Source organism: Actinoplanes utahensis, from assembly GCF_016862455.1.
Lineage (GTDB): Bacteria > Actinomycetota > Actinomycetes > Mycobacteriales > Micromonosporaceae > Actinoplanes > Actinoplanes utahensis.
Map to the genome: position 1 here is coordinate 1 of NZ_BOMZ01000028.1, position 12,688 is coordinate 12,688.

At 72.6% G+C, this 12,688-nt stretch carries 13 protein-coding genes; 5 read left to right on the plus strand and 8 right to left on the minus strand.

What is annotated here, in order from left to right:
• Nucleotides 1-125: 125 nt before the first annotated feature.
• Genes Aut01nite_RS09360 through Aut01nite_RS09370 form a run of 3 tightly spaced genes read right to left on the minus strand, consistent with a single transcriptional unit; the run spans nucleotide 126 to nucleotide 3,640 of the window.
• The gene (locus Aut01nite_RS09360) at nucleotides 126-1,589 is read right to left on the minus strand and encodes a phosphatase PAP2 family protein (RefSeq protein WP_043522957.1); all 1,464 of its coding nucleotides are present in this window, start codon (nucleotides 1,587-1,589) and stop codon (nucleotides 126-128) included.
• 33 nt (nucleotides 1,590-1,622) lie between these two features.
• Entirely contained in the window at nucleotides 1,623-2,669 is a 1,047-nt protein-coding gene (locus Aut01nite_RS09365) for a YihY/virulence factor BrkB family protein (protein ID WP_043522958.1), read from the minus strand.
• The gene (locus Aut01nite_RS09370; RefSeq protein ID WP_083998528.1) at nucleotides 2,666-3,640 is read right to left on the minus strand and encodes a diacylglycerol/lipid kinase family protein; all 975 of its coding nucleotides are present in this window, start codon (nucleotides 3,638-3,640) and stop codon (nucleotides 2,666-2,668) included. Before Aut01nite_RS09370 ends, Aut01nite_RS09365 begins: the two co-directional genes overlap by 4 nt.
• A gap of 76 nt (nucleotides 3,641-3,716) precedes the next feature.
• Between Aut01nite_RS09370 and Aut01nite_RS09375 the strand changes: the two genes are divergently transcribed.
• From Aut01nite_RS09375 to Aut01nite_RS09385, 3 genes are all read left to right on the plus strand, one after another.
• Complete coding sequence (locus Aut01nite_RS09375) at nucleotides 3,717-4,205, plus strand: DUF1990 domain-containing protein (RefSeq protein ID WP_043522961.1); 489 nt, start codon at nucleotides 3,717-3,719, stop codon at nucleotides 4,203-4,205.
• A gap of 64 nt (nucleotides 4,206-4,269) precedes the next feature.
• On the plus strand, nucleotides 4,270-5,046 hold the full coding sequence (locus Aut01nite_RS09380; protein WP_043522963.1) for an MBL fold metallo-hydrolase: 777 nt from the start codon (nucleotides 4,270-4,272) through the stop codon (nucleotides 5,044-5,046).
• The gene (locus Aut01nite_RS09385) at nucleotides 5,043-5,606 is read left to right on the plus strand and encodes a DedA family protein (protein WP_043522964.1); all 564 of its coding nucleotides are present in this window, start codon (nucleotides 5,043-5,045) and stop codon (nucleotides 5,604-5,606) included. The genes Aut01nite_RS09380 and Aut01nite_RS09385 overlap by 4 nt, the downstream gene beginning before the upstream one ends.
• Here the strand turns inward: Aut01nite_RS09385 and Aut01nite_RS09390 are convergent.
• Entirely contained in the window at nucleotides 5,596-6,510 is a 915-nt protein-coding gene (locus Aut01nite_RS09390) for a serine hydrolase (RefSeq protein WP_236642546.1), read from the minus strand. The genes Aut01nite_RS09385 and Aut01nite_RS09390 overlap by 11 nt on opposite strands.
• Nucleotides 6,511-6,644: 134 nt before the next feature.
• Between Aut01nite_RS09390 and Aut01nite_RS09395 the strand changes: the two genes are divergently transcribed.
• Complete coding sequence (locus Aut01nite_RS09395; RefSeq protein WP_043522967.1) at nucleotides 6,645-7,361, plus strand: hypothetical protein; 717 nt, start codon at nucleotides 6,645-6,647, stop codon at nucleotides 7,359-7,361.
• Nucleotides 7,362-7,381: 20 nt separating this feature from the next.
• On the opposite strand, the gene Aut01nite_RS09400 is transcribed toward Aut01nite_RS09395, so the two are convergent.
• The 3 genes from Aut01nite_RS09400 to Aut01nite_RS09410 form a co-directional block, all read right to left on the minus strand.
• Nucleotides 7,382-8,530, minus strand: a complete 1,149-nt coding sequence (locus Aut01nite_RS09400; protein WP_043522969.1) for a cytochrome P450 — start codon at nucleotides 8,528-8,530, stop codon at nucleotides 7,382-7,384.
• A gap of 144 nt (nucleotides 8,531-8,674) precedes the next feature.
• A complete protein-coding gene (locus Aut01nite_RS09405; RefSeq protein ID WP_236642547.1) occupies nucleotides 8,675-9,712 on the minus strand; it encodes a S1 family peptidase in 1,038 nt (345 codons plus the stop codon).
• A gap of 251 nt (nucleotides 9,713-9,963) precedes the next feature.
• Nucleotides 9,964-10,512, minus strand: a complete 549-nt coding sequence (locus Aut01nite_RS09410) for a winged helix-turn-helix domain-containing protein (RefSeq protein ID WP_043522970.1) — start codon at nucleotides 10,510-10,512, stop codon at nucleotides 9,964-9,966.
• Between the two features lie 185 nt (nucleotides 10,513-10,697).
• On the opposite strand from Aut01nite_RS09410, the gene Aut01nite_RS43335 reads away from it, so the two are divergent.
• Nucleotides 10,698-10,898: a hypothetical protein gene (locus Aut01nite_RS43335; protein WP_052163263.1), complete on the plus strand. Its 201-nt coding sequence runs from the start codon at nucleotides 10,698-10,700 to the stop codon at nucleotides 10,896-10,898.
• A 113-nt stretch (nucleotides 10,899-11,011) separates the two neighbouring features.
• On the opposite strand, the gene Aut01nite_RS09420 is transcribed toward Aut01nite_RS43335, so the two are convergent.
• Nucleotides 11,012-12,649, minus strand: coding sequence for a S8 family serine peptidase (locus tag Aut01nite_RS09420; RefSeq protein WP_043522971.1), 1,638 nt, complete (start codon nucleotides 12,647-12,649; stop codon nucleotides 11,012-11,014).
• Nucleotides 12,650-12,688 lie beyond the last annotated feature (39 nt).

Consider the following 12,688-nt stretch of genomic DNA (forward strand, 5'->3'; position numbering starts at 1 on the left):
CGGGCTCACCACGCGAAGGGTCATACGACGGCCTCCGAGATCGCCATCGTGCGGGCTCACCACGCGAAGGGTCATGCAACGGCCTCCAGGATCGCCATCGTGCGACGGGCCCACTCCGCGGGCCGTCATGCGACGGGCTCCAGTTTGCGGCCGCGCTCGACGCGGACGGCGGCCTCGGTGACGGTCTCGGCGTGTTCGTTGGGGCGCACCGTCCACCAGAGCACGCCGATCCACGCCGCGGTGAGCAGGGCCGCACCCATGAAGTCGGTGGGGTGGTGCATGCCGCGGTAGATGCGGGACAGCGCGACGACCAGCGGCATGATCACCGCGAGGGCCGGGAAGATCCAGCGCCACGGCTGCCGGACCCGCGACATCACGATGATCGCGATGGCGACCCAGAGGCACATGGTCGCGGCGATGTGCCCGGAGGGGAACGACGAGGTCGGCATCGGGCCGTCGAGCTGCTCGGCCGATGGGCGGTCGCGGCCCACCGACGCGGCGGCGCAGAGGAAGAGGGTCAGCTCGCCGATCATGGTGAAGGCAAGGAAGACGATCGGGCGCCATTGCCGCCACAGGGCCAGCGCCAGCGGGCAGAAGATCAGCGAGATGATCAGGATGGCGTGGGTGTCGCCGGCTTTGCTCGCCAGCCAGCTCAGGTCGTCGAGCGCCGGGGTGCGGAACGTCTGCAGCCACCGCACGAACCGGTCGTCGAAGGCCGGTTCCCAGCGGTTCACGGAGTACCCGACCAGGTAGAGCAGGCCGAAGACGAACACCCAGCCGACCAGGATCTCGGCCGCCTTGGCCCACGGGTGCGGCAGGACGGCGCCCTCGGCCGGCGCGGGCTTCAGGTCGGTCCCGGCCTCCGGCTCCAGGCCGTCGGTGATCGGCGGGGTGGTGTGACCGGCCTCGCGGCGCCAGATTCGGAAGGCGTACGCCGTCACGCTGATCCACGCCAGCCCGAGCAGCCATCCGCCCAGCACGTCGGAGACGTAGTGCACGCCGAGCGCGACCCGGGTGAACCCGACCGCCGCCACGATCACCGCGGCGAGCCCGATGAACCACGGCCGCCAGCGGCGCCGTACCGCCGGGAGGAAGACCAGCACGATCATCCCGTAGACGACCATCGACCCGAGCGCGTGCCCGCTGGGGAAGCTGTTGCCGGGCGCCGTCGCGACCGGCACCTCGACGGCCGGGCGCAGTCGGCCGATCAGCGCCTTCAGCGACGGGTCCATGATCAGCGCACCGGCCCCGGTGACCAGCAGGTAGACGGCCGGGCGGGGGCGGCGGCGGATCAGCAGCACGGCCGCGAGCAGGATGACCAGCGGGAGCAGCACACCGCGGCCGCCGAACGAGGAGATCTGCTTCAGCACCCCCACCGTCGTCTCCGAGCCGGAGGTCCAGCGGTTGAGGCCGTCGGCCACCGACCGGTCCAGGTCCAGCAGCGGCTGCCAGTGGAACCGGACGAGCAGCAGCAGCACACCGAAGGTCAGGCCGATCGCGGTCACCACCAGCAGGCCGAGCACACTGCGCTCGGCGAAGTGCCGCACCGGCGCCCAGCCGGTGCGCTCCACCACTCGGTTCTCTTCCACGGCGCACTCCAACAGTTCGGGGGTGCGCGGTTCTTACCCGGACGGCTCGGCTGATACACCGGGCCGGCGCTGGTCCGGGATGTCGGCGGCGTCCGGCACCGGGAAGTCGGCGACCGGGTCCTCGGGTTCGGGCTCCCAGCGGTCCTCCAGGGCGGGCCGTTGGATGCCCACCCGGCGGGCCTCCAGCTGGGCGGCGAAGGCGAGGCCGAGGAAGAGCGCGATCCCGGTGAGGTTGGCCCAGATCAGCAGGGCCATGATCGCGGTGAGCGGGCCGTACGTGGCGCCGAATCCGTCACTGAACCGGATGTACCCGGCCAGGAGCAGGCTGGCCAGCCACCACAGCACGGTCGACACCACCGCGCCGAAGAGCAGCCAGGAGAGGGCGGGCTGGTTACGGCGTACCGAATGCCGGAAGAGCAGGCTGACCGCGAACACGATCAGCAGCAGGCTCAGCGGCCAGCGGATCACGTCCCAGGTCACCCGGACGCCGTGGGACAGCTCCAGGTTGCGTTCCGCCGAGTCGCCGGTCACCCGCCCGGCCACCAGCAGCAGGAACCCGAAGAGCGCGGGCAGGCCGGCCACCAGGGCCAGGATGGCCGCGCGCAGATACTTGCGCAGGGCGGGCCGGTCGCGTTCCACGCCGTAGATCCGGTTCGCGCCGCGCTCGATCTGGGCCATCGCGCTGGTCAGCGCGAACAGGCCGGTGACCATGCCGAGGGCGAGGGCCAGCTCGCCCGCGGCCTCGGTCCGGTCGTCGTCGATCAGCAGCTGCTCGACCATGTGCTTGCTGTCGCCGGGGGTGAGCCCGACGACGGTGTCCGCGACGATCCGGCCGCCGTCCTCCACGCCGAGGTCGGTGGCGAGACCGGACAGCGCGATCAGGAACGGCACGATGGCCAGGCAGAGCTGGAACCCGAACGCCCGCGCGTGGCTGAACCCGTCGCCGTACCGGAACCGGACGAACGCGTCGTGCAGCAGCGGCCAGCGCCCGTAGTGGCGCAGCGCGCGGAAGGCGTCGTCGGCCGAGAGTTTGTCCCCCGGCATCATCCGGGTCTCGGGAACCGGTTCGGTGCTGCTCAAGCCTTCTCCTCCGCCGCGACTTCCCGGATCGGCTCGGCTCGCCGGGCGGCCCGGGAGGCGTCGTACGCCAGGTCCGGGTCGGCATCCGGCTGGGGCACGCACAGCAGCAGAGCCTTCGGCCGCACCTGGATCTTCATGACCTTGCCCGGCGCGATCAGATCACCGTCGAGCTGGCGGGCCTGTGCCCGGTTGCTGTAGATCTCAACCCGCTGTGCGGTGTACGTCTCCATCAGCGGCACCCGCTCCCGGCGGCTGACCACGGCCCACGCCAGCGCCGCCCAGTGGGCCAGGTTGCCGGGGCTCAGGATCGCCACGTCGACCCGGCCGTCGTCGGGCTCGGCCTTGTTGAGCAGCCGCACCCCGCCCTGCAGCCGGCCCACGTTGCCGACGATCACGGCTTTCGGGCGGCGCGGCATCGGCGGGCCGCCGTCCAGCCGGATCCGCACCCGCATCGGCCGGTCCAGCAGGTGCTTGGTGGCGCCGCCGACGTACGCCAGCCAGCCGATCCGTTTCTTCGCCTTCTCCGAGGTGTCCTCGAGCATCTGCGCGTCGAAGCCCATCCCGGCCATCACCACGAAGCACCTGTCCTCGAGCACCCCGACGTCGATGCGCCGCCGGCCGCCCTCGAGGGCCACCTCGAGCCCGGTGGCGGGGTCGCCGCCGAGGCCCAGGTTGGCGGCGAGCAGGTTGCCGGTGCCGGCCGGGAGGACGGCCAGGGCGACGTCGCTGCCGGCCAGGGCGGTGACGACGGCGGTGACGGTGCCGTCCCCGCCGCAGGCGAAGACCAGCTCGGCGCCCTCGGCGACGGCACGGCGGGCCTGACCCCGGCCGGGGTCCTCCGGGGTGGTCTCATACCAGGCCGGCTCCGGCCAGCCGGCCCGGCGCAGGCCCTCGTGCACAGTACGCCGGAGGTGATCGAGATCGGCCACTTTGGTGGGGTTCACCACGACGGCGGAGCGAGGTGCAGTCACGTCGCTCAGTGTGCCGGAGTCATGTCACGGCGGCGACTCGGCGGCGGTCACCTGAGCGTGCAGGCACACTGCACGGGTGACCCAATTGACGTACCCCCAGGTCGGTGCGACCCGGACCGGCAGCCTGCCCGCCGGTTACCGGCATCTGCGCCACCGCACCGCGATCGGCGCCGGCGAGGACGTGCTGGCCCGGGCCGGGGCGGCGATCCTGAGTTTCCGGATGCACCGGGCCATCGGCGCCCGGATCACCGCCGACGCCGGGCGGGCCGCGCCGGGCGTGCTGCTCACCATCGGGCTCGGGCCGCTGCGCGCCCCCTGCGAGGTGGTCTGGACGGTGGAGGAGGGTGATCGGATCGGTTTCGCGTACGGCACCCGGCCCGGCCATCCGGCCGTCGGCGAGGAGGCGTTCGTGGTGGAGCGTGACGAGCAGGACGCGGTGTGGTTCACGGTCACCGCGTTCTCCCGGCCGGCCGGGACGCTGATGCGGGTGGCCGGCCCGCTGGCGGTGGGTTTCCAGCACGCCTTCGCCCGCGCCTGCGGCCTGGCTCTGCGGCGGCTGCGCTGAGCGCGTGAGCCGGGGACGCGTCGACGGCTGAGATCGACACGCGGAATCCGGGTAACGTGGGGCGGTGAGCGAGACCTCGGTGACCTGGTGGGGGCACAGCACGGTGTGGCTCGCCGACTCCGGCGTCGACCTGCTCACCGACCCGGTGCTCACCGGGCGCCTCGCCCACCTGCGGCGGATGGCCGGCCCCCTGCCCCGGCTGCCGGGCGCTCCGGACGCCGTCCTGCTGTCGCATCTGCACGCCGACCATTTCCACGTGGCGTCGCTGCGCGCCGTACCCGGGGAGCCGCTGTTGATCCTGCCGCGCGGAGCGGCGGCTTTCGCCGCACGGGCGCTGGGCAGGCGGGTGGCCGGGCGATGCGTCGAGCTCGCGGCGGGCGAGGAGACGACCGTCGGGCCTCTGCGGGTACGCGCGGTGCCCGCCCGCCACGACGGCGGCCGTGGCCCGTGGTCCCGGGAGCGGGCGGCGGCTGTCGGGTTCGTGGTGGAGGGCGCCGCCCGCACCTGGTACGCGGGCGACACCGGCCTGTTCGACGAGATGGCCACGATCGGCCCGGTGGATCTGGCGCTGATCCCGGTCGGCGGCTGGGGCCCGACCCTGGGCGCGCACGGCCACCTGGACGCCCGGGACGGCGCCGAGGCCCTGCGCCGGGTGAGAGCCTCCTGGGCGGTGCCGGTGCACTACGGCACGTTGTGGCCGATCGGGATGGGCCGGATGCGGCGGCACATGTTCGAGGAGCCGGGCGAGCGGTTCGCCGCGTTCGCCGCGGAGAGCGTCCAGGGCAGCCGGGTCCGGGTGCTGGCGCACGGTGAGACCCTCGATGTGGGGCCGGCCGCGTGACGGCCACGCTGGCCGCTCTCGGCTGGCTCTTCCTGGTCGTGCTGTTCGGGGCGGTGGTGCCGATCGTGCCGACCGGGGCGGCGGTGAGCGGGGCGGCCGCGCTGGCGTTCCACGAGCACCCGTTCACGATCGGTTTCGTGGTGGCGGCGGGCGCGGCCGGCGCCTACGCCGGAGACCTGGTGATGTACGCGATCTGCCGGGTCGGCGGGGAGCGGCTGGCCCGCCGGTTGCGCTGGCTGCGCGACGAGGAGCGGCTGGCGTCGGTGAAGGACCGGATCAAGGCCCGGCAGGTGCCGGTGCTGCTGGTGTCCCGGCTGATCCCGGGCGGCCGGGTGCCGGTGCTGCTGGCCGCCGCGTTCGCCGGGATCTCCTGGCACACCTTCGTGGTCGCCAACCTGCCGGCCTGTGTGCTGTGGTCGTTCGTCTACGCCGCGATCGGGCTGGCCGGCGGGTCGGTGTTCCCGCGGCCGTGGCAGGGCGTGATCGCCGCCGTGGTGCTGATCCTGCTGGTCAATCAGGCCCTGTCGTGGTGGAGCCGGCGCCGGGAGATCAATACTTGAGATGCGTCCGGGTGAGGGCGGCGACCTTCTCCACGTGCCCGATGCCGCCGTCCATGGTCTTGTTGGCGTGGGTCAGCACGGCGATCGAGACGTCGGTGCCGTCGCCGGTGATCCGCCCGACCGAGTTGATGATCCAGAGGTTGTTCTCGGTGGAGCGCTGCAGCCAGCCGTTCTTGACGGTGGCGTCCTCGCCGTCCTTCGCGGCGGCCGGGACACCCCAGTCCTGATCCGGCGCGACGGTGCTCATCAGCTGGTGGGCGTACGCCCGGGAGGCGGCGGTCAGCCCGCCGCCGTCGGAGACCAGCTGAGTGAGCAGTCTGACCTGGTCCGCCACGGTGGTCCGGGTGAGGCCCCAGGAGCTGCTGACCTTGGTCTGGGTGAGGCCGAGCCGCTTGTTGCAGGCGGTCAGCCCGTTGATCCGGCCGACCTTGCCGTACAGCGAGGTGGTGGCGGCGTTGTCGCTGTACCGGATCATCTTGTCGGCGAGCGACTTCTCGTTCGTGGTGAGCTTGCGGCCGGCGTCCTGGGCGGTGAGCAGCAGGCACGCGAGGACCTGCACCTTGACCACGCTGGCGGTCTCGTACTTCTCGGCGCCGCGGTAGGCGTACGTCTGCCCGGTCGTACGGTCGTGGACGGCGACGGAGAACTCCGGCCGGCCGGCCGCGTACTTCTTCAGCGCCGCGTCGAGCGCCGCGACCCGCTTGGCCCGCTCGATGGCCGCCAGTTCCTCCGGGGAGGGGCCGGCCGGTGACGGCGACGCGGGTCGCGCGTCCTGAAAGGAGCCGGTCAGGGTGCCGCCGCTGACGTCGGAGGGGCCACCGAGCATGCCCTTCGCCACCAGGACCGAACCGCCCAGGATGCCGACCGCGGCCACCACGAGGATCAGATTTCGGGTACGTCGCACGGATGCATACTGCCGTGCCGAGGGCCGGAACGGGCAACCGGAACCCTGTGTATTCCGGACTTTCGACGCTCGGCTCTCTTACCCGCACTTTCCGTGATCAGGCGGGAGGTGCGTTCCGGGCGCACAATGGGGACATGTCCTCTCTCGTGTCCGGCGCCCTCCGTTTGACCACCTCTGCCCTCGGCCGGGTGATCGAGACCGCGGCCACCGCCGTGACCATCCCGGTGCGGGCGGTCAGCCTGATCGGCCAGACCGAGCTGCTGGTGAATCGGGTGGTCCTGGTCGCCGCGCAAGCCGAGGATCTGGTCAAACGGATCTCCGCGGTGGCCGCCGCCGCGGAGTCCGCGGTGGCCGAGACCCGCGCCGTCGCCAGCGCCGCGGCCCTCGCCGTGCAGGAGACCGCCGCCGTCTCGACCGCCGCCACCGAGCTGGTCCGCCGGGCCACGATGACCGCGGAGGCGGCCGGCGTGGTGGTCGGTGACGCGGCGACCGCGGTGGGCGAGGTGACCACCATCGCGGCCCGGGCGAAATCGGTCGCCGGCGACGTCGAGACCATGGTCGGGGACTACTCTCCCACCCTGCGCCAGGCCGCTCCGCTGGCCGCCCGGTTCGTCGCCGAGCTCACCCCGGCCGAGGTGACCGCCGCGATCCGGATGATCGACGAGCTGCCGGCCCTGCAGCGGCACCTGGTCCACGACGTGATGCCGCTGCTCGGCAAGCTCGATCGGGTCGGCCCCGACCTGCACAAGCTGCTCGAGGTCACCGAGGACCTGCACCTGGCGATCGCCGGCCTGCCCGGCCTGAAGATGCTGCGCCGCCGCGGCGAGGAGCGCACCAACGATCACGACTAGGCCGGGGATCCACGCGCTGGTCAGACCGCCAGGATCAGCCCTTTCAGCTCGTAGGAGGCGATGTCCGGGCGGATCGTCACCGCCGGGTGCTGGATCATCCGCAGGCCCGGCATGGCGAAGAGCCTGCTGAGGAAGATGTCGGTCTCCTGGATGGCGACGTAGGCACCGGGGCACCGGTGCGCACCGTCGCCGAAGGAGAGGCCGGGGCCGACCGCGCGGCCCGGGCAGACCGTGCCGGGCTGCTCGCCGGCCTCATCCGGGTCCAGGTTGGCCGCCGCCACCGCGATGTCGACGCGCGCCCCGGACGGAATGGTCACGTCGCCGAGCGGCACGTCGGCCGTGGTCCAGCGGAGCAGGTCGCCGACGACCGGCTCCAGGCGCAGGATCTCGTGCAGGATGGCGACCCGCTCAGCCTGGTCACCGGTCTCGTAACGGGCCCGCAGCGTCTCGTCGGTGAGCAGGTGCCAGGCGGCGACGGTGATGAACTCGCGGGTGGTGACCATCCCGGCGGCCGCGAACGTGACGCACTCGCCGAGGATCTCGGCGGTGGTGCAGCCCTCGTCGAGCAGGTGCGAGATCAGATCGTCGCGCCGCTTCCTCCGGCGGGCGGCGACGGCCGGGCGGACGTCGCGCCAGAGGAACGACAGCAGCACGGAGTTGTCGGCCGCCTTCTGCCGGAGTGCGGACAGGCCGCGGGCGTGCGGGTCGGGGATCCGGAAGAACCGGTCGAGCCGGCGTGGCATCCCGGGCGGGCTCTCGGTGAGGCCGACCACCTCGGCGGCGACCGCGACGGCGAGCTGGAAGGAGAGCGCGGACAGGTCGGCCGCGCCGCGCCGCCGCAGCACCTCGCACTGCTGCCCGGCGAGGCGGTGCATGAGGTCGCCGTACGCGCTCTCGACCCGTTTCGGGGTGAAGAACCGGGCGGTCTGCCGTCGCTGCTCGCGGTGCTCCGGACCGTCCCGGTAGAGCATCGGCAGCCGCATCCGGCCCCGGTGGCGCAACGCGTTCTCGATGCCGAGCCCGGCCTGCCGGGTGTCGGTGTGCCGCAGGAACTCCCGGGCGGTCGCGAAGTCCTGGATCGCCCAGACACCGTCGGGACCGACCCGGACCGGACAGCCCGGCGACCGCGCACCGCGGTGGACCTTGCGGCTGTTGTCGACTGTGGTCATTCATCGATTCTGATACACGGCGCCCGCCCCCGATCAAGTGATCGAGGGCGGGCGCCCCGTGCCGGCCCGGTCCGCGAACCGGAGGACGTCAGCGTGGTGACTCCGGCCCCTGTGCGCGCCCGGAGTCACCACGCTGCACTTCGATCAGTAGACCGAGACTCCGTAGGCGCTCAGGGCCTCGGTGACCGGCTGGAAGTACGTCACGCCGCCGCTGCTGCAGTTGCCGCTACCGCCCGAGGTCAGGCCGTGCGCGGTGCTGCCGGAGTAGAGCGAGCCGCCGCTGTCGCCCGGCTGGGCGCAGACCGTGGTGCGGATCAGGCCGGAGACCGAGCCCTCGGCGTAGTTCACCGTGCTGTTGAGTGCGGTGACCCGGCCGGAGCGGGTGCCGGTGGTGGAGCCGCGCCGGGTGACGGTGGCGCCGACCGCCGGGGTGGCGGCCGAGGTGATGTCGACCGAGGTGCCGACGCCGCCGGTCTTGACGATCGTCGTGTTGGTGTATCGGACGATGCCGTAGTCGTTGCCGGGGAAGCTGCTGCCGGCGGTGGTGCCGAGGGTGACGGAGCCGTTGTTCCAGGACGACGTGCCCCGGGTGCAGTGGCCGGCGGTCAGGAAGTAGGAGGTGCCCGCGCTGTTGCGGACGTTGAAGCCGAGCGAGCAGCGCCCGCCGCCGGAGTAGATGGCGTCGCCGCCGGAGATGCGCAGGCTCAGCTTGCCGGGGATGGTCTCGATCCGGGCGGCGTCACCCAGCTTGGCGACGGTGGCCTTGACCGCGGCCAGCTTGGTGCCGGTGACGCTCTCGTCCACCGAGACGACGACCTGGTTCGTGATCGGGTCGACGGCGAAGGCGGTGCCCGGCGTCTTGAGGCCGGCCTTGAGGCTCTCGTCGGCGGCGGCCAGGGTGGCGCCGCTGCGGGTCACGTATCGCGGCTTGGCGCCGGCCCGGGTCACCTCGGCGGCGGTCGCCGCGTCGGTCACGTTGACCACCAGCTTGCCGGAGTCGTCGAGGAAGGAGCCGGCGTCCCGGGCGCCCAGCCGGGCGTCGAGGGTGCTGGCGAGGGTGGCGGTGGTGAGGGACGAGTCGGCGGAGGGGGCGGCTGAAGCGGGTGAGGCGGCCAGCCCACTGGCGACGAGAACGCCCGCCGCCAGGCCGACGATCGGCCGGCGAAGCATCGGGTTGAGCACGATTCCTCCCAGGGGGGAATGGGGGTGGGTACGCCGGTCCGGCGCACCGCGTGCTCGCAGTATTTAAATTGATCGATCCCTTGGCAAGACCATGTGAACGATCACCGATCGGTGGTGAAACAGCCCGTGAACAGGCAAGACAACCGGGTCATACTGTGGCCCTATAACCCATTCGGGATGAACCGCGTGCCGGCCGGCGACCGTCGTCGCCCGCCGGCACGACCACTACATCGGCACACCCGGCCGCCCTCTCACCGCTCGACGACGACGATGGGCGCGTCGTCGGCGAGCCGATAGCCGAGGCCGTACACCGTGGTGATCAGCTCCGGGTCGTCCAGCTTGGTCCGCAGGCGGCTGACGTGCACGTCGACCGTCCGGTTGGTGGTGTGCCGGTGGCCCCAGACGTGGGTCAGCAGCTGAGCGCGGCTGAACACCTGACGGGGGTGGCGAGCCAGGAAGAGGAGCAGGTCGTACTCCAGGCGACTGAGCTCCAACAGCCGGCCACCCCGGAACGCGGTCCGCGCCCGCGGGTCGAGACGGATCTCGGCCGCGCCCTCCTGCCGGACAGCGGCGCCGTCACCCACCTCGACCGCACCCGCGGCCCCGGCGGCGTCGACCAGCTCGCGGAGAGCGGCCAGCACCCGCTCCCGGCCGCCCGCGCCGCCGGCGATGCTGATCGTCACGGTGACGGGCGCCTGATCATCGTCCACATGCCGCTCCGGCGGCGGGTCGGGCACGGGCCGCAGCAGGACCGGGCGGGGGTACGTGGCGTGCGGATGCGCGACGGCGAGAGCGGACATGGCTACTCCTTCGACGATGAACCCGACCGGGAGCGGGCGAGCGCACCGCAAGGATACATTTCCTATCTGCTAGATAGGCATACTGCCTCGCAGTGGCAGGCGTCATATCCTCGGCGGCGAGGATTCCCTATCGGCTTACTAGGATATTGCCAGGGACGCGGCGCGCGCGCCACCCTCCATCGCGGGTGGCTCTTCCCATCAGCTGGAAATTCGTCAGGAGGCGTGACCGAGATGACGGGAATCGTGGTGGTGTCCGGCAACCCGCGGGCCGGATCGCGGACCTCGGCGCCGGCGTCGACCGGCTCCCGGCCCAGGCACTGGCCGGCAAGCCGGCCGTGCCGGTGGTGACCGCCGGGGTCGCGCCGCAGGCGCCGGCGTCCGAGTGACTGCTGCGGCAGCTGCTGGCCGAGCTCGGCGCGATCGTGGTCCGGCCCGGGCTCCCGGTGCTGGAGTCGGACCTGCCCGAGTCGGCGTCGATCGCCCGGAAGTACGCCGACGCTCAGAACTGGTGAACGGTGATCGTGTAGGTCCGGGTCGCCGTCTGGTTCCACGGGTCGGTGAAGCGCACCGTGAAGGTGAACTCGCCGGCCGTGACCCCGGTGCCCCACATCAGGCCGGACTCCTCGAGGGTCAGCCCGTCCGGCAGCGCTCCCGACTCCAGCGACCACGTGCCGTCCCGGCCGTCGGCGACGGTGAGCTGCTGCTCGTAGTCCTCCTCGGTGAGCAGGCCGGGCAGGTCGGCGTCGATCACCGGGATCGAGGCGGTCACCGGGATCACCACCTGCCGGATGACCGACTGCGGCACGTAGTCGGTGAACCGGACGGTCACCGTGCGGGAGCCGGGCGTGGTGGGCGTACCGGAGATGACACCGGAAGCCGACAGCGACAGACCGGGCGGAAGCGAACCGGAGGCGAGCTTCCAGCCGCCGCGGCGGCTGGAAGCGAGCGCGAGCCGTGCCGAGTACGGGCGCCCCACCTGAGCCGTCGCCGTCCGGGTGGTGGCGATCGCCGGCGCCTGGGGCGGCGCGGGCACGAACAGCAGCCGGTCCGGTGACCCGGCCCGGGCGGTGACCCGGCCCTTGGTCGCGTCGGCGATCAGGCGCGCCTGCACCTGCGCCGGGGTGTGTCCCGGGTAGGCGTCCAGGATGAGCGCCGCCGCCCCGGCCACGTGCGGGGCCGCCATCGAGGTGCCGCTGTACACCGCGGTGGCGGAGTCGCCCGCCGCCGTCGCGGACCGGATGCCGACGCCCGGCGCGAAGAGGTCCACGCCGCGCCCGAAGTTGGAGAACACCGCCCGCCGGTCCCGGCTGTCGGTGGCGGCCACGGTGACCGCCTCGGGCAGGTCCGCCGGGCTGCTCCGGTTCGCGTCGACGTTCTCGTTGCCGGCCGCCACCACGTAGGTGATGCCGGCGGCGATCGAGTCCGCGACCGCCCAGTCCAGGGCCGGGCTGTTGCCGCCGCCCAGGCTCATGTTCGCCACCGCCGGGCGGACCGCGTTCTCGGTCACCCAGTCGATGCCCTCGATGATGTCGGAGACGTATCCCTCGCCGTAGCAGTCCAGCACCCGCACGCCGACCAGCCGAACCTTCTTCGCCACGCCGAAGGTGGCGCCGCCGATGGTGCCGGCGACGTGGGTGCCGTGGCCGTTGCAGTCGCTCGCGTTCGCGTCCCGGTCGACGAAGTCGTAACCGTGCTCGGCCCGCCCGCCGAACTGCCGGTGGCCGACCCGGATCCCGGTGTCGATCACGTACGCGTGCACGGTGTCGCCGTCCGCCGACGGCAGATAGCTCTTCGACGCCTTCACCGGCCGCTGATCGATCCGGTCCAGCCCCCACGTCGGGTTCGCCTGCCGGCCCGCGAGGGAGACGAGCCGGTCCCGTTCGACGTGCCGGACCCGCGGGTCGGCGGCGACCCGGCGGGCCTGGGCGGCGGTCATCTCGGTGACGAATCCGGGGAAGTCACGGAAGCCGCGCAGGAACCGGCCCGTCCCGGCGGCCCGCGACGAGAAGGCGCCGTCGTGCCGCCACGTGACGATGTAACGCTCCGGCGGCTCGGCGGCCCGCGCCGGCAGCGGGGCCACGAGGGCCGAGGCGGCGACCGCCGCGGTGAGCACAGAGCCGAGGATTCCGTTACGCATGCCGGCCGTGATCGGTCGCCGGTACCCCCGGTTGAGAAA

What these genes read in the sequence shown, in the direction of transcription:
- Aut01nite_RS09395 (WP_043522967.1), top strand. Translation starts at nt 6,645, where the DNA reads ATGTCCTCTCTCGTGTCCGGCGCCCTCCGTTTGACCACCTCTGCCCTC.
- Aut01nite_RS09400 (WP_043522969.1), bottom strand. Translation starts at nt 8,530, where the DNA reads ATGACCACAGTCGACAACAGCCGCAAGGTCCACCGCGGTGCGCGGTCG.
- Aut01nite_RS09410 (WP_043522970.1), bottom strand. Translation starts at nt 10,512, where the DNA reads ATGTCCGCTCTCGCCGTCGCGCATCCGCACGCCACGTACCCCCGCCCG.
- Aut01nite_RS09420 (WP_043522971.1), bottom strand. Translation starts at nt 12,649, where the DNA reads ATGCGTAACGGAATCCTCGGCTCTGTGCTCACCGCGGCGGTCGCCGCC.